Below are 20,599 nucleotides of genomic sequence, written 5' to 3'. Positions count from 1 at the left end.
CGTGCGTAAAACGTCCGCCGTTCTGGCCTCTCTCAGCCTTGCCGTCCTCGCCCTCACAGGGTGCACCGCGACCGCATCCGACGGTGTCGCCGCTTGCGATCGCGGGAGCAACGACAAGATCCTGAACGTCGCCGACGTGAGTGGTGACCTCGGCTCGGTCCCGGACGTCACCGTCTTCGGGCCGGTGAAGAGCGACAAGACCTCGTTCGCCGACGTCACCGTCGGCGACGGGCTCGCGCTGGGCTCGGACTTCCAGCCGGTGGTGCTGGACATCGCCTTCTACGGCGGCGACAGCGGCAAGAAGCTCTATCAGTCCGAGTTCAACGGCGACCAGAGCCGCGTCCACAGCATCGACTACTGGGCGCAGCGTTCCGCGGGGCTCTCGGACGTGCTCGAATGCGCGACCGAGGGCAGCCGCGTCCTCGCCGTCCTGACCCCCGAGGACTTCGGCGAGCAGAACGTCCAGGCGTTCGGCCTCGACAAGGGCGAGAACATCGTGGCCGTGATCGATGTGCTCGACGTCATGCCGTCGAAGGCCACGGGAGCGCTCCAGTTCAACGACGCACGCGGCATGCCGACGGTGGTGCGCGCTCCTGACGGAACTCCCGGCATCATCATCCCCGACGTTCCGGCGCCCACCGAGATCACCACCCAGACGCTCATCAAGGGCGACGGCCCGAAGGTGAAGAAGGGCGACATCGTCGTCTCGAACGTCATGGGTGTCGGCTGGGACGACAAGAAGGTCACGACGAGTTCCTGGGGCAAGGATGCCAGCGTCAGCGTTGCTGCAGAGCAACTCGTCGGCGCCACTGTCGGCTCTCAGCTCCTCGTCGTGTTCCCCGCGGCCGAGAACACTCCCGCGACCGCGATCGTCGTCGACATCCTGGGCGCAGTGACGGCGCCTGCGCCGTGATGGCCGCCCGGATCCCCGCGGAGGAGCGCCTGACGAATCTCGTCGTGGCGTTGATGGCCACGGAGATCGGGTTGACCAAGCAGCAGATCCTCGACAACGTCTCCGGCTATCGGCAACGCGCCGAAGCGGGCACCCGCTCGGACGCCCTGGAGAAGATGTTCGAGCGCGACAAGGACGAGCTGCGCTCGCTCGGCGTGCCCATCGAGACCATCGGGGACGCCGCGGACCCGAACGATCTCCGCGAAGCGCGGTACCGCATTCCGCAGGCGGAATACGATCTCCCCAGCGACATCGAGTTCTCGCCCGCCGAGCTGGCGGTGCTGCAACTCGCCGGCAGCGTGTGGAGCGCGGAGTCGGTCTCGGGCGATGCGCAGTCCGGCGTCCGCAAGATCCGAGCCCTCGGCATCGACGGCGACGAACCGATCATCGGGTTCGCGCCGCGCATCACGGCACGAGACGCCGCCTTCGCACCGCTGCAGGATGCGATCGAGCGGTGCAAGGTGGTGACGTTCGAGTATCTGAAGCCCGGCGAGGACACGCCTCGTCGTCGGCGTATCCGCCCCTTGGCGCTGGTCGACTACGAGGCACGCTGGCATGTCTTCGGCATCGACGTCGACGTCGACGAAGATCGTACTTTCCTCCTCAGCCGGGTCGTCGGCGACGTGCGCGTGAGCACGCAGAGCTTCGACCCCGCGCTGCGTGACGGGGCGGGGGATCGCGCCCTCGCCGGGTTGGAACGCGTCGCATCCGAGAACTCCGCGCTCCTGGAGGTCACGCCAGGGACGGAAGCCGCACTGCGCCTGGGACGACGGGCCACATCCGCCGCACAGGGGATCAACGTCCCCTTCGTCGACCTGCACATCCTCGCGGATGAACTCGCCTCGTACGGTCCGGAAGTCAGAGTCGTCGAACCCGCCCTGCTCCGGGAAGCGGTGATCTCGCGCCTTCGTGCCGTCGTGCGAGCCCACACCGACGTCGAGGAGGCGAAATGAGCGCGAAGGCGAAGCCCCTGCTCGCGGCTGATCGCGTGCGGGTCTATCTGACCCTCGTCCCCTACCTCCTCGAGCACGGCCAGGTCTCTCTCCAGGAGGCGGCGTCAGAGTTCGGCGTGACTCCGCAGGAGATGCGGAGCATGGTCGAGAAGCTCACCGTCATCGGTCTGCCCGGGGAATCGGGCTACTGGCAGCAACCTCAGGAGATGTTCGACATCAACTGGGACCTGCTCGATCTGGACGACGTCATCGAGATCACCAACGACGTCGCTCTGCGTCGCGTCCCACGGTTCACCGCGCGTGAGGCCGCCGCGCTCCTGGCGGGTCTGCAGATGGTGGCTGCAGTACCCGCCGTCTCCGATTCGGGCCTCGTCGCCGGCCTGATCTCCAAACTCTCTCGAGGCGCCGCGGATGCGCCCGCCGATGTGGTCGTCGCTCCGAGCGCCGTCGACGAGGTTCGCGAGGCGGTCGCCCGCGGGCTTCATGAGGGGGTCGCGATCTCCTTCACCTATCAGGCTCCCGACGCAGCCCCGACGACGCGCACGGTCGATCCGATGCAGATCCTCATCACCAACGGACAGTGGTACCTGCAGGGGTGGTGTCACCTCCGACAGGCGATGCGCACCTTCCATCTCGATCGGGTGAGCGCCCCGACGCTGACCGACATCCCGATCACCCATGCGGGCGATCAGGTTCCCGAGGCATTCGCAGGACTCGACGATGAGCGCGAGGTCACGGTTCGCGTCGCCGAGCGGTTGGCTCCGCTCCTGAACGGATTCCTTCCCCCCGGTGAGACCGAGGTGATCGGCGGGGCCGTGACAGCGCGCCTCCATCTCGCCGACCCACGGGGCATCAAGCGGCTGGCTGCGCGCTTCGGCGGAGCGATGGAAGTCCTGGAACCCGGTGTCGCCCGCGCAGCCGCGAGGGACTGGGCCGCCTCGGGACTCGCCCTGTATCGCCAACCCGAAGCAAAGGTTTGATCTGTAGACTGGAGCGAACGCTCACCGACGACGGGAATCCTGACATGTTCGCTGGAATGCAAGGCTGGCACCTGCTTATCGTGCTCGCCGTGATCCTCCTCCTGTTCGGTGCTGCCAAGTTGCCGGCTCTCGCGAAGAGCATGGGACAGTCCGCGCGCGTGTTCAAGGGCGAGATGAAGGCGATGAAGGACGACGACGCCGCTCGCACCGATTCCGCAGCCGCCGAGCCGACCACGGTGAAGGACTCGGGCATCGACCCTGAGACCCCGCCCCGCGCCTGACCGGCCGTGGCAGCCATCGAACCGACCGTGATGCCGAAGGCGGATCGGGATCGACGGATGTCGCTGGGCGCGCATCTCGTCGAACTGCGCAAGCGCCTGATGTTCGCTGCGCTTGCGCTGCTCGTCGGCATGGTCGTCGCGTTCCTCATCGCCGACCCGATCATCAACTTCATCACCGAGCCAGTACGGATCATCGCCGAGAAGCGCGGAGACGACTTCAGCGCACTCAATTTCGGCACGGTCACGGCCGCGTTCGACATGCGCATGCGCATCGCCTTCTCCATCGGCATCTTCCTGTCGGCTCCGGTATGGCTGTGGCAGATCTGGGCGTTCATCATGCCCGGTCTCACCCGCAAGGAGGTCAGGTACACGATCGGTTTCGTCGTGGCCGCCGTTCCGCTGTTCTTCGCCGGCTGCTACCTCGGCGTGATGATCATGCCCCACATCATCGAACTGATGTGGAGCTTCACGCCCGCCGGGGCGACGAACCTCTACTCCGCCCAGGAGTACTACGACTTCATCTTCAAACTGATGATCGTGATCGGCATCTCGTTCGTATTGCCCGTGTTCCTGGTGGCACTCAACCTCGCAGGCGTCATGTCCGGACGGGCGATCCTCAAGGGATGGCGTGTCGCGATCATCATCGCCACGGTGTTCGCCGCGCTCGCGACGCCGGCGGCTGACGTCGTCAGCATGCTGATGCTCGCGGGCATCCTGATCGTCCTCTTCTTCGCCGCCGCAGGTCTCTCACTGATCTTCGACCGACGAAAGCGCAAACGCGACGAGGCATCAGGGCTTCTGCCGGATCCGGCATGAGTTCGCCTTCCGAGAGGTACGCCCGCGCGCAGGAAGCAGTGGAGCACCCGCAGTCGACGGCGTTCGCCGCACTGCAGAAGTTCCAGCTCGATCCCTTCCAGGTCGCCGGCTGTCACGCGCTCGAGAGCGGCCGGAGCGTGTTGGTCGCGGCGCCGACGGGCGCCGGGAAGACGATCGTCGGCGAATTCGCTATCCACCTCGCGATGCAGACCCCGAGTGACAAGGCGTTCTACACGACGCCGATGAAGGCCCTCTCGAACCAGAAGTTCCGAGAACTGGTCGACGTCTATGGTGCCGACGACGTGGGACTCCTTACGGGCGACACGAACATCAACGGCAACGCACGGATCGTCGTGATGACGACCGAGGTCCTTCGCAACATGATCTACGCCGATTCCTCTGCCCTCCGCGACCTCCGCTACGTCATCATGGACGAAGTCCACTACCTCGCCGATCGGTTCCGGGGCGCGGTGTGGGAGGAGGTCATCATCCACCTCCCCGCCCGTGTCCGCCTCGTGTCGTTGAGTGCCACGGTGTCGAACGCGGAGGAGTTCGGCGACTGGCTCGACACCGTGCGCGGCGACACCGAGGTGATCGTCTCCGAGATCCGTCCCGTGCCGCTCGAGCAGCACGTGCTCGTCCGCGACGACCTCCTGCCGCTGTTCGACGACCGCGCTGGTCTCGCCACGGCGCAGGTGAACCAGGAGTTGATGCGGATCCGCTCGTCGACGGGCACGACCTACGAGAACAACCGCCAGGCGCAGTCCTATCGCAGCGACCGTCATGCCGGCCGTCAGGCGAAGCGGCCTCCGCGGGGAGGGCGTCGTCCGGTGCGTGCCGCCAATGCCCGCCGGATCGAGCGGATGGACCGCCCCGACGTCGTGCGGCTTCTGGAGCGGGCGAATCTGCTGCCGGCGATCTTCTTCATCTTCAGCCGCGTGGGGTGTGATGCCGCGGTGCAACAGGTGCGCCGCTCGGGGATCCGGCTCACCTCGAATGAGGAACGTGCCGAGATCCGGGCCATCGTCGAAGAGCGCACGCGCACGCTCCAGGAGGAGGACCTCGGCGTCCTCGGCTACTGGGAATGGCTCGACAATCTGAAGCGCGGAGTGGCGTCGCATCACGCGGGGCTGCTGCCCGCCTTCAAAGAGGTCGTCGAAGAGCTCTATCAGCGCAAGCTGGTCAAGGTCGTCTTCGCCACCGAGACGCTCGCGCTCGGGATCAACATGCCGGCACGCACCGTTGTGCTCGAGAAGATGGAGAAGTTCAACGGCGAGGCCCGGGTGGCCATCACCTCGGGGGAGTACACCCAGCTCACCGGTCGCGCAGGACGCCGAGGGATCGATGTCGAGGGTCACGCCGTCGTGCAGTGGACCGAGGGCATGGATCCGCAGGCGGTTGCCGCACTCGCCTCCCGCCGCACCTACCCGTTGAACTCCAGCTTCCGGCCGACGTACAACATGGCCGTCAACCTGATCGACCTGTTCGGCAAGTCCAGGGCCCGAGAGATCCTGGAATCGTCGTTCGCCCAGTTCCAGGCCGACCGTGCCGTCGTCGGGCTGGCGCGGCAGGTGCGTGAGGCCGAGGAATCGCTGGCCGGCTATCAGAGCGCGATGGCCTGCGAACACGGCGACTTCCCCGAGTACGCGGCGATCCGACGCGAGCTGAGCGACCTCGAGAAGAAGAACCGCCAGGAATCGAACGCCCCGCGCGCGTCGCGTGACAAGCGCATGAAGCGCATCCAGACCCTGCGGACGCAGATGCAGCGTCACCCGTGCCATCGCTGTCCCGACCGCGAAGCGCACGCACGCTGGGCGGAGCGCTACTGGAAGCTGAAGCGTCAGACGGATCGCATCCGTCGTCAGATCGAGACACGCACCGGGACCGTCGCGCGGGTCTTCGACCGCGTCGTCGAGGTCCTGGAGACGCTCGACTATCTACGTGATGAGGACGGGGAGACCACGCTGACCGAGGCCGGACGGACCATGCGTCGCATCTACGGCGAACGTGACCTGCTCGTCGCGGAGTCCTTGCGTCAAGGCCTCTGGGCCGGCCTCGATGCTCCGTCCCTCGCAGCCATGGCGTGCTGTCTGATGTACGAACCCCGCCGCGACGAGGCGAACACGGGGGAGAGGGGTCTACCGCGAGGGCCCTTCCGTGCGGCGTATGAGAAGACGACCACGCTCTGGGCCGAGCTCGACGACCTCGAGCAGGATCATCACCTCCCCGGAAGCGAGCCCCTGGCCGCAGGCCTGGCCGGCGCGATGCACTCCTGGGCGTGGGGCGGGATGCTCGACCGGGTGCTGGTCGATGCGGATATGGCGGCCGGGGACTTCGTGCGCTGGGCCAAGCAGACGATCGACCTGCTCGACCAGCTGTCGATCGTGGCCGAGGATGCGGCTCTCGCGCGTACGGCTCGTGCCGCGCTCGACGGGGTGCGTCGCGGCATCGTCGCCTACTCGTCGATGTGAGATGGACGGAATGACCGAGAAACCAGCGCCGCAGCGCGCCCTCCTGCCACTCTGGGCCGCTGTGCTCGCTGCCGCACTCGCCGCCCTGGTGATGGACCTGGCCTATCCTGAGGCCGCGATCTGGATTCTCGCCTTCCCCGCGACCGCGCTTCTGCTCGTCGCGCTGATCGGGCGCCGGTTCGGTGGGGCTCTGCTCGTCGGTCTCGTCTACGGCATCCTGTTCTTCGCGCTTCTCGTCTCCTGGACGTCGCGATACCTGGGACCTGTTCCCTGGGCCGCCCTCAGCGTGGTGGAAGGCGTACTGACCGCCGTCGCCCTGGTTCCGATCGCCCTCGCCTACCGTTGGATGCCGAAGGCCTTCCCCGGGACCGCAGGACGTCTCCTGGGGCTTCCCACTGTCATCGCCGCCCTTTGGGTCGCTCGGGAGCTGTTCATCGGCTCCTGGCCCTACGGGGGCTTCCCCTGGGCACGGATCGGCATGAGTCAGGCGGAGAGCCCTCTGGCATCCGTCACGTCCTGGGTCGGCGTCAGCGGTCTCAGTTTCCTGATGGTGCTCGTCGTCGCGATGCTGATCGAAGTCCTCCGACTGCGTGCATGGCGTGGTCCGCTCCTTCTGATCGCGCCCGCCGCCGTCCTCGCGGTACTGCTGTTCACCCCGCTCTTCCCGACGTCCCCGAGCGGTTCCCTGCGCATCGCGGCGGTGCAGGGGAACGGTCCCACCGGCTACTTCGATGACCGCGAAGCGTTCGCCGTCATCCAGGCGCAGACCGAAGCCACAGCGCCTCTTTACGGCGAGGATGTCGATCTCCTCGTCTGGCCCGAAGGCTCACTGGACGGCGACCCCTTCCAGATTGACGCCCTCGCTCGACGGATGACGCTCGTCGCCAATCGGATCGATGCCCCGTTGCTGGCGAATGCGGCCACCGGGCGCGACGACCGCTTCTTCAACACCTCCATGCTCTGGAACGCCGATGGCACCGCGACGCAGCTGCACGACAAGCGTCACCCTGTCCCGTTCGGGGAGTATGTACCCGACCGCGCCTTCTTCAACGCGCTCGCGCCCGATCTGATCGGGCTCATCCAGAGGGAGTACACGCCGGGGTCGAACCCCCCGATCATGGATGTGGGCGACGTGCGCGTCGGTCTCGCCATCTGTTTCGACGTGATCTACGACGACGTGATCTGGCAGGGACTGAACTCCGGTGCCGAGGTGCTGGTGTTCCAGACCAACAACGCCGACTTCCGCGGTACGGACGAGAACCTCCAGCAGCTCGCCTTCGCGCGGATGCGGGCGATCGAGACGGGCCGCAGCGTGGTGAACGTCTCCACGGTCGGCACCAGCCAGGTCATCCGTGCGGACGGCTCGACGGTCACCAGCCTGGACGCAGATGAGGCCGGAGCGATGCTCGAAGATGTCGAGCTCCGGTCCGGCCTCACGGCGGGTGTCGTACTGGGCCCCTGGGTGCAGGCGATTCTGCTGTGGGGCGGTCTCGGCGCGCTCCTCGTCGGGTGGTGGCGCGCCAGGAGGCGCTAGGCGCCGATCTTCTCGCGGGTCGGGTCTTCGCCGGCACCGCGCCGGGCGCGGATGAAGGCGAGGCGCTCTTCGAGGAGCTCTTCGAGCTCGGCGCGGGTACGGCGCTCCAGGAGCATGTCCCAATGGGTGCGGGCGGCCTTCTCGTCGCTGGCCTCGAGCGTGACGGCCTGACCGTCGACGTTCAAGCGCGCCTCGGCGCCGCACGCGCGGCACTCCCAGGTCTGGGGCGGCTCTGCATCCGCCGCGAACATCAGGTTCGTGACGTGGCCGCAAGTGTCACAGGTGTAGGTGGTCTCACGGCGCTCCATGAAAACGACGCCCTCTTCGCTCTGTAGGCTCTGGGCGCCGAGTCGGATGCCGCGCAGGCTGCGATCTGCCATTGTGTGGTCCTCTCGTCGCTGTCAGGTATAACGCTCCAGCCTGTGCGCTTCATCCACGCGCCCGCCTTCTCGGCGGAACTCACAGGTTAATCCCAGCGCCGGAGGTTATGGGGCGAGTCGGGAGTCAGTGGGGAGAGAGCGTCTTGAGAGCGAGATCCGCGCGATCGGAGACGATGCCGTCAGCTCCGAGGCCGACGAGTCGCCGCATGTGCTCGGGGTCGTTGACGGTCCACACATGAACCTCGACGCCGTGCCGGTGCGCCGCACGCAGGAGCGCGGGGGTCAGGACCTTCAGCGCGCCGTAGCGCTCGGGAATCTGCAACGCGTCGATCTCGCGGAGCAGGCGGGCGGGGGAGAGGTGGAGTGCCGAGGCTCCCCGCAGGGAGGCGATCGTCCGGCTCCCTCCCGACGTCGCGGGACGGAGAGCGGCGCCGGCTCGCAGCACCGAGGCGAGGGCGGCACGGCGGTTCGCGTCGGAGAAGCTGGTCAGGAGGACGCGGTGGGTGTGATCGACCAGGATCGGGCCGAGGGGCTCGACGGCTGCGGCCGTCTTCACATCGATGTTGAAACGCACGTCCGGGAACGAAGCCAGCGCCTCCGACACCGTCAGGAGTCCGCCGTGGTCGGAGAAGAGCGTCCGCAGTTCGCGTGTGCGCACATCCTGGACCCTTCGGCTGTCGCCGATCAGGCGGGTCAGGGTCGTGTCGTGGAACAGCACCACATCGCCGTCTGCGGTGACCTGGCAGTCGGTCTCGATGTAGTCGACGCCCGCCGCGTGCGCGGCGGCGAAAGCCGCGGCAGAGTTCTCCCAGACGCCGGAGTCCTCGCCTGCCGCGGTGATCAGACCGCGGTGGGCGAGGACTCGGGGATGCCGCGTCTTCGAGAAGTACGGGTGCGTCACGCGCCCGGAAGCGTGTTCGTCGGGCCCTGGCCCGGCTTCGGGGTGAACGCACTGCCGATGCCTTTGAGCGCCTCGGTGAGTTCGCTCGGGATGATCCACAGCTTGTTGGACTGCCCCTCGCTGATCTTCGGCAGCATCTGCAGGTACTGGTAGGCGAGCAGCTTGTCATCCGGCTCGCCCTGGTGGATGGCGCTGAAGACGTTCTGAATCGCCTCGGCCTCACCCTGTGCGCGAAGCACAGCTGCCTGCTTATCGCCCTCTGCCCGGAGGATCTCGGCCTGACGGGCACCCTCGGCCTCGAGGATCGCCGACTGCTTGGTTCCCTCGGCCGTGAGGATCGCGGCGCGTCGGTCACGCTCGGCGCGCATCTGCTTCTCCATGGAGTCCTGGATCGAGATGGGCGGGTCGATCGCCTTCAGCTCGACGCGGCCGACGCGGATTCCCCATTTGCCGGTGGCCTCGTCGAGCACAACGCGCAGCTGCCCATTGATGTTGTCGCGGCTGGTGAGTGCCTCTTCGAGGTTGAGGCCACCGACGACGTTGCGAAGAGTGGTGGTGGTCAGCTGTTCGACCGCACCGAGGTAGTTCGCGATCTCATAGGTGGCTGCGCGCGCGTCGGTGACCTGGAAGTAGACGACCGTGTCGATCGACACGACGAGGTTGTCCTCGGTGATGACCGGCTGCGGCGGGAAGGAGACGACCTGCTCGCGCATGTCGATCAGGGGGCGCAGGCGATCGATGAACGGGACGAGGACGTTCAGACCGGGGGTCAGCGTCTTGTGATAGCGCCCGAGGCGCTCGACGACCCCGGCCGTCGCCTGGGGGATGATGCGGATCGCACGGGCGACGGTGACCACCACGAAGATGATCACCGCGATCACGAGGATCCACAGGATCGCTGTGGGGATGAACGATGCGTCGTTCACGGGTTCTCCTAGTCGTTGACGGGACGGACGATGGCGGTCGCACCGTTGATCGCGGTCACGGCGATCGGAGCGCCCTGCGGGATCGGCACGGGCGTGGCGGTGCGAGCGGTCCAGGTGTCGCCGTTGGCGAGCTTGACCTGGCCGGAGATCTGAGTGATGTCGTGCAGCGCGATACCGCGCAGGTCGACGAGGGCGTCGACATTCGACTTGGTCGGATCTTCTCCGCGGCGCAGTCGCTTGAGGAGCGGGGGACGCAGGAAGAGGATGAACAGCGCGGCGGCGGCCGCGGCGATGATGACCTGCAGCCAGACCGGAACACCGATCAGGTCCGTGACCAGCCCCACGACGCTGCCGAAGCTCAGCATCAGGAAGGTGAAGTCCAGCGACAGCATCTCGATGACGAGGAAGACGGCGATCAGGACCAGCCAGCCGATCCATGCCCATTGGTCGATGAACGTGACGAATGTCGTGAAGTTGTCCATGCGGCCTCCTTTGTGGTCAACGTATCACGCGGGCACCGACGGATCAGGGTGCCACAGCGCGCGCTTGATAGTGTGAGAGGGCCGTGCGATCACGGCTTTTTCACGCATCATGAGGAGTCACCGTGACCGACGTTCTTCCCGCAGGATCCCTTGACGGCAAGGTCGCTCTTGTCACCGGTTCATCGCGGGGCATCGGCGCCGACACCGTGCGCTACCTCGCCGAGGCAGGCGCCGACGTCGTCATCAACTTCCGCAACAAGGCACCGCGTGCAGAGAAGCTCGCCGCCCAGCTCCGCGAGCTCGGCCGTCGCGCTCTCGTCGTCGGCGCGGACCTGACCGACCAGGCATCCGTCGCCGAGATGTTCGAGGCGATCCGCGCCGAATACGGGCGGCTCGACGTCCTCGTACTCAACGCCTCCGGCGGCATGGAATCCGGCATGGCCGAGGACTACGCCCTCGCGCTGAACCGTGACGCCCAGCTCAACGTCCTGAACGCGGCGACGCCCCTGCTCGGAGACGGCGCGCGCGTCGTGTTCGTCACCAGCCACCAGGCGCACTTCATCCGGACCACGCCGACCATGCCGGAGTACGAACCGGTGGCACTCTCGAAGCGGGCGGGGGAAGACGCGCTCCGCGAGCTCATCCCCGGACTGACCGAGAAGGGGATCGGGTTCACCGTCGTCTCGGGCGACATGATCGAAGGAACGATCACGGCGACTCTGCTCGAGCGCGCGAACCCGGGCGCCATCGCCGAGCGCCGGGAATCGGCCGGCAAGCTCTACAACGTCTCGGAGTTCGCAGCCGAGGTCGCCAAGGCCGTCATCGACCCGGTACCGGCGGACAACACGCGCCTCGTCGGTGACGTGAGCGCCTTCGCCGCCGAGTAGCCAGGGCGCACAGATCGGCCCCGTCCTGCACGCTGCGGGACGGGGCCGTTCTGTTTTCAGACCGAGAGGATCAGCTCGTCGCTCCACCCTGCACGGCGGAGACGTATTCCTTCTCGTCTCGACCGAGCGTGATGGCGCGCACGATCTGGATGATTCCGAGCACGACCAGCGAGATGCCCAGCAGCAGCCAGAACGCGAAGCCGGCGATGAGCGGCGAGAACAACACGATGATTCCCGCGACGATGCTCAGGATCGCGTAGAGGACGGTCCAGACGCGCGAGCCGTCGCTGCCCAGCAGTGTGAGCGCGACGATCCCATCGACGATCCAGCTGACGCCGATGAAGATCACGACCACGAAGGCGAGCGTGGCGGCGGCGGCATTCAGGTTGAAGTACGCGATGACACCGGCAGCGATGTAGAGCAGGCCGAGGACGATGTGACCGACGCGCGCCCACCCGCCCTTCGCGCTCGAGAAGATGCCGAGTCCGACGTAGACGAGACCGGCGATGATGAGGTAGGTGGCGAAGATCGCCGTCACGATGACCGCGGACTTCACCGGCCAGACGAGGAGGACGATTCCGGCGAGCAGCGCCAGCACACCGGCGACGGCCAGCGTGACGCGGATCGACTTGAACAACGACTTGGCCTCCGTGAGTGGTTCAGACATGGTGGGGACCCCTTTCTGAGAAGATCCTGTGAGGATGCACCCTCAGGGTAGCGCTCCGCCGGGCCGGAGCGGGGGAGAAGCCGTCTTCCGCGTTTCGTTCCGTCATGCCGCGACTTCCGGGGACATGGCAAGATCAAGTCGTGACCGACGTCGACGAAGTTCGCCTCCGCGAACTCACCGTGATGAGGAGAGTGCGAGACCGCATCGACCGGGAGTACGCGCGACCACTCGATGTCGAGGCGCTCGCCCGCGGTGTGCATATGTCGGCGGGGCACCTGAGCCGGCAGTTCAGAGAGGCCTACGGCGAGTCTCCCTACTCGTATCTGATGACCCGACGTATCGAGCGGGCGATGGCACTCCTGCGACGCGGAGACCTGACGGTGACGGAGGTGTGCTTCGAGGTGGGATGCTCCTCACTCGGCACGTTCAGCACGAGATTCTCCGAGCTGGTCGGTGTCGCACCCAGCGTGTACCGTGAACGCGCTGCCAGCGTCGAGGGAATCCCCTCGTTCCAGGCCAAGCACGTGACCAGACCGATCAGGAATCGAGAAGCGCCGCGCACCGACGCGCACCTAACGTGAACACCATGAACATCAGCATCCACTACGCATTCCTCCCGCACACCGATGCCGAAGCGGCCCTCGCGTTCTATCGCGACGCCCTCGGCTTCGAGGTGCGCAACGATGTCGGGTACGACGGCCTGCGGTGGCTCACCGTCGGGCCCGAGGGTCAGCCGCAGACATCGATCGTGCTGCACCCGCCGGCAACCGATCCGGGCATCACGGACGCCGAGCGTCAGACGATTCTCGAGCTGATCGCCAAGGGCAGCTACGCGGCCCTCACGCTGGCCAGCGATGACGTCGACGCCCTCTTCGAGCGTCTCGTCGAACGTGGAGCCGATGTCGTGCAGGAGCCCATCGATCAGCCCTACGGTGTGCGCGACTGCGCGTTCCGCGATCCTGCAGGCAACCTGCTGCGTATCAACCAGGCCGCCTGACCTTCTCCACCGATCCCACGAAAGACGCCGATGACCACGGACGAGCACCCCGCAGACACCCACGACCTGATCCGCGTACAGGGTGCGCGCGAGAACAATCTCAAGGACGTCAGCGTCGATATCCCGAAGCGCCGTCTGACCGTGTTCACCGGCGTGTCTGGTTCGGGGAAGAGCTCGCTCGTCTTCGACACGATCGCGGCGGAGTCGCGGCGCATGATCGACGAGACCTACAGCGCCTTCGTCCAGGGGTTCATGCCGTCGGTGCCCCGTCCAGATGTCGACATCCTCGAGGGTCTGACCACGGCGATCATCGTCGACCAGGAGCGTCTGGGAGCGAACCCCCGATCGACCGTCGGCACCGTCACCGACGCCAACGCGATGCTCCGCATCCTGTTCAGCAAGCTGGGGCAGCCCTATATCGGCGGACCGACCGCCTTCTCGTTCAACATCCCGACGCAGAAGGCCAGCGGTGTCATGACAGGCCCGGGTGGAGAGAAGAAGATCGTGAAGGATGCGATCTACCTCGGCGGCATGTGTCCGCGATGCGAGGGCAGGGGAGCGGTATCCGACCTCGATCTCGCCCAGATCGTCGACGAGTCGAAGTCTCTCGACGACGGTGCCATCATGGTGCCCGGCTACACGGCCGACGGATGGATGGTGAAGGGGTTCTCCCAGTCGGGCTTCTATCCCGCGGATAAGCCGATCTCCCAGTTCACCGACAAGCAGCGGCACCTCTTCCTCTACGGCGAGGTCACGAAGGTGAAGATCTCCGGGATCAACATGACGTACGAGGGTCTCATCCCGAAGATCACGAAGTCGATGCTTTCGAAGGACCTCGACGCGCTGCAGCCGCACATCCGGGCCTTCGTGGAGCGCGTGGCCACGTTCGCCGTCTGCCCGGAGTGCGATGGGACGCGGCTCACCGAGGGGGCGCGGTCGTCGAAGATCGAGGGTGTGAGCATCGCCGATGCGTGCCGCATGCAGGTGACAGACCTGGCCGATTGGGTCCGGGGACTCGATCTCCCCGGAGCCGGCCCGCTGCTGCAGGCGCTCAGCGCCAATCTTGACGCCTTCGTGACGCTCGGCCTCGGATACCTCAGTCTGGAGCGTCCGTCGGGCACGTTGTCCGGGGGAGAGGCGCAGCGCATCAAGATGCTGCGGCACCTCGGGTCATCGCTCACCGACATCACCTACGTGTTCGACGAGCCGACGATCGGTCTGCACCCGCACGACATCCAGCGCATGAACGGCCTGCTGCTGAAGCTGCGGGACAAAGGCAACACCGTGCTGGTCGTCGAGCACAAGCCAGAGACCATCGCGATCGGCGACCACGTCGTCGATCTGGGGCCTGGTGCGGGCAGCGCCGGTGGGGAGATCTGCTTCGAGGGCACGGTCGAGGGGCTGAAGGCCAGCGGCACCAAGACCGGTGACCACCTCGAGGATCGGGCCCAGCTCAAGGAGGCAGTGCGCTCCGGAACCGGATCGATCGAAGTGCGCGGGGCCACCGCGAACAACCTCCAGGACGTCGATGTCGACATCCCGACGGGGGTCCTCACCGTCGTGACGGGCGTGGCGGGCTCGGGCAAGAGCTCGCTCATCCACGGGTCGGTGTCCAAGCGCGACGGAGTCGTGGCGATCGACCAGGCCGCGATCAAGGGCTCTCGGCGAAGCAACCCGGCGACGTACACGGGACTCCTCGAGCCGATCCGCAAGGCTTTCGCGAAGGCGAACGGCGTGAAGCCGGCTCTGTTCAGCGCGAACTCCGAAGGCGCCTGCCCCTCGTGCAAGGGCGCGGGTGTGATCATCACGGAGCTCGGCTTCATGGACACGATCGAGACTCCCTGTGAGGACTGCGGAGGCAAGCGCTTCCAGGCCGGGGTGCTGGAGTACAAGCTCGCAGGCAAGGACATCACCGAGGTGCTCGATCTGCCGGTCTCCGAGGCACGGGTGTTCTTCAGCGACGGGGAGGCCAAGCTGCCCGCCGCCACGGCGATCCTCGGGCGGATGGAAGACGTGGGACTCGGCTACCTGTCACTCGGGCAGCCGCTGTCGACGCTGTCCGGTGGCGAACGCCAACGCATCAAGCTCGCGATCCAGATGGGGGAGAAAGGCGACGTCTACGTGCTCGACGAGCCCACGACCGGCCTTCACCTCGCCGATGTGGACAAGATCCTGGGACTGCTGGATCGACTCGTGGATGCCGGCAAGACCGTGATCGTGATCGAGCACCATCAGGCAGTCATGGCGCACGCGGACTGGATCATCGACATCGGTCCGGGAGCCGGACACGACGGCGGCAAGATCGTCTTCGAGGGGACGCCGAGGGATTTGGTATCCCAAAAATCGACACTCACGGGGGAGCACCTCGCGCAGTACGTCGGAGCGTGAGAATGGTCGGAGCGCGTGCCCGCGCCCGCACTCCGACCATCACGCGTCTCCGGCGGCTCCGCCTTCGTCGACGCGCGCGATTATCGTGTACGTGCAGGGGATCAGGTCCCGCTCGGCTTCGGGCCAGGCGTAGCCGCCGGACACCTCGACCATGCGATCGCTGAATCGCCACGGCAGCGTACGACCTTCATCGAAGTGGACGAGCCTGAGCCCTGCACGCAGCAGCGCACCGAGGATCTCGGACAACGGGTGCGGCCACTCGTAAGTGCGGGCGTGGTCGATACGACCGTCGCCGGCATATGTGCTGTCGTCGTCCCATTGCTGCGCGCGACCGGTCGCGAAGTAGGAATAGCGCGTGGTCAAGGTGTCCGCGTCCTCATCCAGCGCGTACAGGGCGGGATGACCGTCGCGGATGAAGAACATCCCCCCCGGACGCAGCAGCTGCACGATCTGCGCCGCCCACCGATCCAGGTCGTCGAGCCAGCTGATCGTCCCGATACTCGTGTACACGACATCGAAGTCACCGGTGACTGCAGCCCGTGCATCGAGCACATCGGTCTGCACCCACGTCGCATCGATACCCAGACGCGCGGCGAGGTCGGTCGCCGCACGGAGCGCAGACGGCGAGAAATCGACGCCGGTCACCGTCGCACCGGCGCGAGCCAGGGAGACCGTGTCGGTGCCGATGTGGCATTGCAGGTGACAGAGATCGAGGCCGGACAGACCGTCCGCAGGAAGGAACGAGGTCATCGTCGCGAGGTCGTCGCGAACGACGTCGCTGAGATGCGCGGGATCGTCGAACGCAGCGAGCCCATAGGCTTCCGTGTGCACCGGGACGCGATCCTCCCAGTTCTCCTGATTCGCGCGTCGCGCAGATTCCCAGTCGATGTCGACGTTGCTTCCGTTCACGAGGCGAGCCTATCGATCACCGCTCTCGGATCGCGAAAGATAGCCGATAATGCACATTATGTCAGCTGAGAAGATCATCAGCTCCACCGGTGACAGATGCAGCTCCCGTTACCAGCACTCCCCGTGCGATGATCGGTGCGTGCACCCAGCCACCCACGAGCCGCCTGGATATGCGTGTCCGTTCTGCAGATTCCAACAGGGTCTGTACGACGAACTCAGCATGCCGTCCGACGTGGTCGCCGTCACCGACCGTGCATTCGCTCGGATCGCGCCGAAGTGGTGGCCGGGGAACCCCGGAGCGGTCCTCGTCATCCCGCGGACGCACGTGGAGAACATCTACGACCTGTCACCGGAGGACGGTTTCGCGGTGTGGGATCTGACGCAGAGGGTGGCGATCGGCATCCGGTCATCCTACGGATGCGAGGGGACCTCCATCCGGCAGCACAATGAGCCCGCAGGAGACCAGGACGTCTAGCACCTGCATGTGCATGTGTTCCCCCGCTTTCCGGACGATCGGCTGCACCAACGACACGGCGACGCGGAGTGGGTGGATCCCGGCCGTCGCGAGACATTCGCGTCGAGACTCAGGGCCGCGCTGGGAATGCCGTTCGCGCTCGATTGATCGCACGGCTCGACCCGCCTGGCGGGCGCTGCAAGGATGGTTCGATGACTCTTACGGGCAGTGGCTCCACGCGTCTCGTCATCCTGCGCGGCGGGGCCGCATCGGGGAAGACGACGACGGCGAGGGCACTGCGGCCGGCACTAGGTCAACGGGTCGCCGTCATCTCTCAAGACCACTTCCGCCGTGAGCTGCTGCACGACCCCAACCGGTTGAGACGCTCTCGAGCGGCGAGCATCCTGATCGTCGGCGCCGCCCGGCAGGCGCTGGACCTCGGTTACGACGTCATCCTCGACGGGATCTTCAATCTGCGCGACTACGCCGAAGCCTTCGAGAGCTTGTACCTCGACCATCGCGGAACGACAGGAATCTATCAGTTCGACGTCGGCCTCGAAGAGACGATTCGGCGCCATACCGGAAGACCTCTCGCGAACGCTTTCGGGGAGGACGAGATCCGCCGATGGCACGACGGGTGGCAACCACTCCCCTGGTTCGATGAGCGACGGGTCGGCCCGGAGACGACCACCGATCAACTCGTGACGATGATCCTCGAAGATCTCGGCCACCGCATCGTCGACTAAGCCGGTTCCTCAGCCGCCGGATCAGCAATCGGCGACGGTGACCGGAGTCGGCTGTACACGAGCATGTCCCGGCGCTCATCGCCGATCTTCTGCCAGGAATGAAGCAACCCTTCGCGCGCATAGCCCGCCTTCTCAGCAGTCCGGAGTGAGGGCCCGTTCGTCGGGTCGATGTGCAGCTGCAGACGATGCAGATCGGCGAGGTGCCACGCCCATTCCGTGAGGGTTCGCAGCGCGCTGTAGGCGTATCCCTCGCCGCGTCGCGTGGGTCGGATCCAGTAGCCGACGGTCGCTCGACCCTGGTCCCGGTCACGAAGCCACAGCCCGATCTGCCCCACGCATTCATCGTTCGCCTCGATCGCGAACGAGTAGCCGATGCCCTTCGCTGCCCGCTCGCGCTGCCGGACCAGCCACGCGCCGGCGAGCCCGGGATCAGCGACGATGGGAACGGTGGTGACGTCGGTGATCGAACGATCGAAGGACGCCTCCAACACGGCATCGATGTCAGATTCCTCGAAAGGTCGGAGAACGATCTCGGGGCCCTGTACCCGCGGAACGCTGAGTCCTGAGGTACCCGCGATCGCTCCGCTGTGCCGATCGACGAGATCACGGCGGTAGGTGATCATGGGCTCGCCGCCGAGCGGGTGCGGGACAGGCTCCGAGACCGCCGCGAACCCCTCCGATTCGTAGAGCTGGATGGCGGCGTTCCCTCGCCGCACCGCGAGTTCGAGGCTGAAGAAGCCGGCACCCGTCGAATACTGAATCGCATCGCGCAGCAGGGCACGACCATGTCCCTGCCCGGCGGATGACGGCATCACGGCGATCCGCTCCAACACGGCCGTCGTCTCGTCGTGTGTCTTCGGCGTGGTGAGAGCGAAACCCGCCAGAGGCTCCCCCGTGAGCGCGAACCGGAGGACACGGCCATCGAACAGCTTTCGCATGCGATCGGCGATCGAGCGGGAGTCGACATCCCCGTCACGGTGCCGGAGCGCGTGAAACCAGACGTCCACGCATCTCTCGATGTCGTCGGGGATGTCGCCCGCCACGATGTCCGGCATACCGGCAATCGTCGCACGCGCGACACCGGCGAAGCCACGGCTGACTCCTACTGTGTCGACCAGACTCCGAGCTCCGTGCCCGTCGGGTCGGCGAAGTGCAGGCGTCGCCCGCCGGGGAACGCGTACGGCTCTTGGAGGATCGTTCCGCCGGCCTTCTCGATAGCCGCCTTCGTGGCGTCGAGGTCTTCCGAATAGAGCAGTACGAGCGGACCTCCGACAGGACGCGGCTCGTCGGCCAGCATCAGACCACCGGCTTCGTTGCCGTCGCCTCGTGGCGACACGATCCCGGCGTATCCGGGGCCGTAGTCGTTGAAGCTCCAGCCGAAGGCGTCACCGAAAAAGCTCTTCGACGCCTCCATATCGGTGACGACGAGCTCGACGTAGTCGAGAGAGTGGTGCAAAGGGGAACTGGTCATGGCGCCACCGTAGCGACCCCGACCGACATCGAGCGGAGGTCGCCGAATGCGCGCCGCCGGAGGAGTAGCGTTGAGGCGTGCCGCAGGTCTCCCCCTCCCCCGTCTCGACACCGGGGTGGAGAGCCTGGGTGATCTGGTCGGTCGGAGTCGCCGCTTACGTGTTGGCCATCACGAACCGCACATCGCTCGGCGCTGTCGGCGTCGAAGCGGCCGACCGCTTCCAGGCGGATGCATCGACGCTCGCTCTTTTCGCCGTGGTCCAACTCGCCGTGTACGGCGGAATGCAGATCCCGATCGGAGTGCTCCTCGATCGCTTCGGCTCGCGCCCGATCATGACCGTCGGCATGCTGCTGATGGCCGCGGGCCAGCTGACCATGGCCCTCTCCCCCAGCATCGGCATCGCGATCTTCGCGCGCGTCCTGCTCGGTGCCGGTGATGCCGCGATCTTCCCCGCGGTGCTACGACTCGTCGCGACCTGGTTTCCCGCCCAACGCGGGCCGCTCATGGTCCAGTTCACCGGCATCATCGGTCAAGCCGGCCAGCTGATCGCCCTGGTCCCACTGGCCGCACTCCTACACGCCACCAACTGGACCATCACCTTCGGCAGCATCGCGGGCCTCGGTGTGCTGTTCACCATCCTCGTGGCGCTGGTGATTCGCAACCATCCCGCAGAGCGCGGCGCCGACGTCACGGTGAACACCGATACCGGTGTCGTCCGCGTCGTCACCTCCGCCATAGATACCGGTGTCGGCATACGTGCCGCCTGGGCACACCCGGGCACGCGGCTGGCCTTCTGGTCGCACTTCACGACCCCGTTCGCGGGTACCGCGTTCGTGCTGCTCTGGGGAATGCCCTTCCTCACCGCGGCGGAAGGGCTCGACACAGCCCACGCCGCGGGAATCATCTCCGTATATGTCGTGGCCGGCATGCTTCTGGGACCCCTCATCGGCGACCTCTCCCGGCGGCTTCCGAATCACCGGTCGCTCGCGCTGGTGCTCCCCGCCGTCGGGGTGCAGATGGCAGCGTGGGTCGCTGTCATCGCTGTGCCCGACACCGCGCCCATCTGGCTCCTCTATGTGCTGGCGATCGCCCTCGCGACCGGAGGGCCCGCCTCCATGATCGCGTTCGACCATGCGCGGACGCACAACCCCACCCACCGTCTGAGCACCGCCACCGGTGTGACGAACGCGGGAGGGTTCATCGCCGCGCTCATCGCCATCTTCCTCATCGGCCTCGCACTCGACCTGCAGGGCGCCGGCACTCCCGAGACATACTCGCTCGAGGCCTTCCGGATCGCGTTCCTAATGCCGATCCCCCTCTGGATCATCGGCACGGTGTTCATCCTCATCGAACGCAAGCAGACGCGCATCCGCATGGGCCTCGATCCGGAACGTCGGCGCTGAG

General features: G+C 66.3%; 22 protein-coding genes. 14 read left to right on the top strand and 8 right to left on the bottom strand.

Features of this window, described 5'->3' with window-relative positions:
• Position 1: 1 nt before the first annotated feature.
• The 7 genes from MST3598_RS08925 to lnt are packed head-to-tail and all read left to right on the top strand — an operon-like array spanning position 2 to position 7,987.
• Positions 2 to 913 (top strand): hypothetical protein, encoded by a 912-nt coding sequence (locus MST3598_RS08925; RefSeq protein ID WP_029259219.1) that lies wholly within the window; start codon positions 2 to 4, stop codon positions 911 to 913.
• Entirely contained in the window at positions 913 to 1,905 is a 993-nt protein-coding gene (locus MST3598_RS08920; RefSeq protein WP_029259220.1) for a helix-turn-helix transcriptional regulator, read from the top strand. The genes MST3598_RS08925 and MST3598_RS08920 overlap by 1 nt, the downstream gene beginning before the upstream one ends.
• Positions 1,902 to 2,885, top strand: a complete 984-nt coding sequence (locus MST3598_RS08915) for a helix-turn-helix transcriptional regulator (protein WP_029259221.1) — start codon at positions 1,902 to 1,904, stop codon at positions 2,883 to 2,885. The genes MST3598_RS08920 and MST3598_RS08915 overlap by 4 nt, the downstream gene beginning before the upstream one ends.
• A 44-nt stretch (positions 2,886 to 2,929) precedes the next feature.
• A complete protein-coding gene (gene tatA / locus MST3598_RS08910) occupies positions 2,930 to 3,166 on the top strand; it encodes a Sec-independent protein translocase subunit TatA (RefSeq protein ID WP_021200561.1) in 237 nt (78 codons plus the stop codon).
• A 57-nt stretch (positions 3,167 to 3,223) separates the two neighbouring features.
• Positions 3,224 to 3,982: a twin-arginine translocase subunit TatC gene (gene tatC, locus MST3598_RS08905; protein WP_029259222.1), complete on the top strand. Its 759-nt coding sequence runs from the start codon at positions 3,224 to 3,226 to the stop codon at positions 3,980 to 3,982.
• Positions 3,979 to 6,453: a DEAD/DEAH box helicase gene (locus MST3598_RS08900; RefSeq protein WP_096359534.1), complete on the top strand. Its 2,475-nt coding sequence runs from the start codon at positions 3,979 to 3,981 to the stop codon at positions 6,451 to 6,453. The genes tatC and MST3598_RS08900 overlap by 4 nt, the downstream gene beginning before the upstream one ends.
• 1 nt (position 6,454) lies before the next feature.
• A complete protein-coding gene (lnt, locus tag MST3598_RS08895) occupies positions 6,455 to 7,987 on the top strand; it encodes an apolipoprotein N-acyltransferase (protein WP_029259224.1) in 1,533 nt (510 codons plus the stop codon).
• Here the strand turns inward: lnt and MST3598_RS08890 are convergent.
• From MST3598_RS08890 to MST3598_RS08875, 4 genes are all read right to left on the bottom strand, one after another.
• On the bottom strand, positions 7,984 to 8,367 hold the full coding sequence (locus MST3598_RS08890) for an RNA polymerase-binding protein RbpA (protein ID WP_021200565.1): 384 nt from the start codon (positions 8,365 to 8,367) through the stop codon (positions 7,984 to 7,986). The two genes, lnt and MST3598_RS08890, sit on opposite strands and share 4 nt — an antisense overlap.
• Positions 8,368 to 8,491: 124 nt before the next feature.
• Positions 8,492 to 9,268 carry a glycerophosphodiester phosphodiesterase family protein gene (locus MST3598_RS08885; protein ID WP_029259225.1) on the bottom strand — a complete coding sequence of 259 codons (777 nt, stop codon included), beginning with the start codon at positions 9,266 to 9,268 and terminating at the stop codon, positions 8,492 to 8,494.
• Positions 9,265 to 10,194, bottom strand: coding sequence for an SPFH domain-containing protein (locus MST3598_RS08880; RefSeq protein ID WP_021200567.1), 930 nt, complete (start codon positions 10,192 to 10,194; stop codon positions 9,265 to 9,267). Before MST3598_RS08880 ends, MST3598_RS08885 begins: the two co-directional genes overlap by 4 nt.
• A gap of 8 nt (positions 10,195 to 10,202) precedes the next feature.
• Entirely contained in the window at positions 10,203 to 10,676 is a 474-nt protein-coding gene (locus MST3598_RS08875; RefSeq protein ID WP_021200568.1) for an NfeD family protein, read from the bottom strand.
• 122 nt (positions 10,677 to 10,798) lie between these two features.
• On the opposite strand from MST3598_RS08875, the gene MST3598_RS08870 reads away from it, so the two are divergent.
• Entirely contained in the window at positions 10,799 to 11,563 is a 765-nt protein-coding gene (locus tag MST3598_RS08870; RefSeq protein WP_021200569.1) for an SDR family oxidoreductase, read from the top strand.
• 70 nt (positions 11,564 to 11,633) lie between these two features.
• Here the strand turns inward: MST3598_RS08870 and MST3598_RS08865 are convergent, their stop codons facing one another.
• A complete protein-coding gene (locus tag MST3598_RS08865) occupies positions 11,634 to 12,230 on the bottom strand; it encodes an HdeD family acid-resistance protein (RefSeq protein WP_021200570.1) in 597 nt (198 codons plus the stop codon).
• A 104-nt stretch (positions 12,231 to 12,334) separates the two neighbouring features.
• Here MST3598_RS08865 and MST3598_RS08860 point away from each other — a divergent pair, with 104 nt between their 5' ends.
• From MST3598_RS08860 to MST3598_RS08850, 3 genes are read left to right on the top strand one after another with little or no spacing between them, the layout of a single operon-like run.
• Positions 12,335 to 12,811 (top strand): helix-turn-helix transcriptional regulator, encoded by a 477-nt coding sequence (locus tag MST3598_RS08860; protein ID WP_046398982.1) that lies wholly within the window; start codon positions 12,335 to 12,337, stop codon positions 12,809 to 12,811.
• Positions 12,812 to 12,816: 5 nt separating this feature from the next.
• A complete protein-coding gene (locus MST3598_RS08855) occupies positions 12,817 to 13,227 on the top strand; it encodes a VOC family protein (RefSeq protein ID WP_029259226.1) in 411 nt (136 codons plus the stop codon).
• A 30-nt stretch (positions 13,228 to 13,257) separates the two neighbouring features.
• Complete coding sequence (locus MST3598_RS08850; RefSeq protein WP_029259227.1) at positions 13,258 to 15,615, top strand: ATP-binding cassette domain-containing protein; 2,358 nt, start codon at positions 13,258 to 13,260, stop codon at positions 15,613 to 15,615.
• Positions 15,616 to 15,654: 39 nt separating this feature from the next.
• Here the strand turns inward: MST3598_RS08850 and MST3598_RS08845 are convergent, their stop codons facing one another.
• On the bottom strand, positions 15,655 to 16,524 hold the full coding sequence (locus MST3598_RS08845) for a class I SAM-dependent methyltransferase (RefSeq protein ID WP_021200574.1): 870 nt from the start codon (positions 16,522 to 16,524) through the stop codon (positions 15,655 to 15,657).
• A gap of 220 nt (positions 16,525 to 16,744) precedes the next feature.
• Between MST3598_RS08845 and MST3598_RS08840 the strand changes: the two genes are divergently transcribed.
• Together MST3598_RS08840 and MST3598_RS08835 are read left to right on the top strand one after the other, a co-directional pair.
• Positions 16,745 to 16,999: an HIT family protein gene (locus MST3598_RS08840; protein WP_096359532.1), complete on the top strand. Its 255-nt coding sequence runs from the start codon at positions 16,745 to 16,747 to the stop codon at positions 16,997 to 16,999.
• Positions 17,000 to 17,190: 191 nt separating this feature from the next.
• The gene (locus MST3598_RS08835; protein ID WP_029259228.1) at positions 17,191 to 17,724 is read left to right on the top strand and encodes an AAA family ATPase; all 534 of its coding nucleotides are present in this window, start codon (positions 17,191 to 17,193) and stop codon (positions 17,722 to 17,724) included.
• On the opposite strand, the gene MST3598_RS08830 is transcribed toward MST3598_RS08835, so the two are convergent.
• Positions 17,721 to 18,779 (bottom strand): GNAT family N-acetyltransferase, encoded by a 1,059-nt coding sequence (locus tag MST3598_RS08830; RefSeq protein ID WP_081860112.1) that lies wholly within the window; start codon positions 18,777 to 18,779, stop codon positions 17,721 to 17,723. The two genes, MST3598_RS08835 and MST3598_RS08830, sit on opposite strands and share 4 nt — an antisense overlap.
• Positions 18,780 to 18,826: 47 nt before the next feature.
• A complete protein-coding gene (locus MST3598_RS08825) occupies positions 18,827 to 19,195 on the bottom strand; it encodes a VOC family protein (RefSeq protein ID WP_029259230.1) in 369 nt (122 codons plus the stop codon).
• A gap of 77 nt (positions 19,196 to 19,272) precedes the next feature.
• Between MST3598_RS08825 and MST3598_RS08820 the strand changes: the two genes are divergently transcribed.
• Positions 19,273 to 20,598, top strand: a complete 1,326-nt coding sequence (locus tag MST3598_RS08820) for an MFS transporter (RefSeq protein WP_029259231.1) — start codon at positions 19,273 to 19,275, stop codon at positions 20,596 to 20,598.
• The last annotated feature ends 1 nt before the right edge of the window (position 20,599 follow it).

Origin of the sequence: Microbacterium sp. TPU 3598 (assembly GCF_002356155.1) — a bacterium.
In the GTDB taxonomy this organism is placed as follows: Bacteria; Actinomycetota; Actinomycetes; order Actinomycetales; family Microbacteriaceae; genus Microbacterium; species Microbacterium maritypicum_A.
Note: the sequence above shows the minus strand (reverse complement) of the source record. Positions and strands in the feature narration are given on the sequence as shown.

What these genes read in the sequence shown, in the direction of transcription:
- lnt (WP_029259224.1), top strand. Translation starts at nt 6,455, where the DNA reads ATGGACGGAATGACCGAGAAACCAGCGCCGCAGCGCGCCCTCCTGCCA.
- MST3598_RS08900 (WP_096359534.1), top strand. Translation starts at nt 3,979, where the DNA reads ATGAGTTCGCCTTCCGAGAGGTACGCCCGCGCGCAGGAAGCAGTGGAG.
- MST3598_RS08860 (WP_046398982.1), top strand. Translation starts at nt 12,335, where the DNA reads ATGCCGCGACTTCCGGGGACATGGCAAGATCAAGTCGTGACCGACGTC.
- MST3598_RS08840 (WP_096359532.1), top strand. Translation starts at nt 16,745, where the DNA reads ATGCCGTCCGACGTGGTCGCCGTCACCGACCGTGCATTCGCTCGGATC.
- MST3598_RS08850 (WP_029259227.1), top strand. Translation starts at nt 13,258, where the DNA reads ATGACCACGGACGAGCACCCCGCAGACACCCACGACCTGATCCGCGTA.
- MST3598_RS08835 (WP_029259228.1), top strand. Translation starts at nt 17,191, where the DNA reads ATGACTCTTACGGGCAGTGGCTCCACGCGTCTCGTCATCCTGCGCGGC.
- tatC (WP_029259222.1), top strand. Translation starts at nt 3,224, where the DNA reads ATGTCGCTGGGCGCGCATCTCGTCGAACTGCGCAAGCGCCTGATGTTC.
- MST3598_RS08865 (WP_021200570.1), bottom strand. Translation starts at nt 12,230, where the DNA reads ATGTCTGAACCACTCACGGAGGCCAAGTCGTTGTTCAAGTCGATCCGC.
- MST3598_RS08825 (WP_029259230.1), bottom strand. Translation starts at nt 19,195, where the DNA reads ATGACCAGTTCCCCTTTGCACCACTCTCTCGACTACGTCGAGCTCGTC.
- MST3598_RS08830 (WP_081860112.1), bottom strand. Translation starts at nt 18,779, where the DNA reads ATGCCGGACATCGTGGCGGGCGACATCCCCGACGACATCGAGAGATGC.
- tatA (WP_021200561.1), top strand. Translation starts at nt 2,930, where the DNA reads ATGTTCGCTGGAATGCAAGGCTGGCACCTGCTTATCGTGCTCGCCGTG.
- MST3598_RS08920 (WP_029259220.1), top strand. Translation starts at nt 913, where the DNA reads ATGGCCGCCCGGATCCCCGCGGAGGAGCGCCTGACGAATCTCGTCGTG.
- MST3598_RS08875 (WP_021200568.1), bottom strand. Translation starts at nt 10,676, where the DNA reads ATGGACAACTTCACGACATTCGTCACGTTCATCGACCAATGGGCATGG.
- MST3598_RS08915 (WP_029259221.1), top strand. Translation starts at nt 1,902, where the DNA reads ATGAGCGCGAAGGCGAAGCCCCTGCTCGCGGCTGATCGCGTGCGGGTC.
- MST3598_RS08855 (WP_029259226.1), top strand. Translation starts at nt 12,817, where the DNA reads ATGAACATCAGCATCCACTACGCATTCCTCCCGCACACCGATGCCGAA.
- MST3598_RS08890 (WP_021200565.1), bottom strand. Translation starts at nt 8,367, where the DNA reads ATGGCAGATCGCAGCCTGCGCGGCATCCGACTCGGCGCCCAGAGCCTA.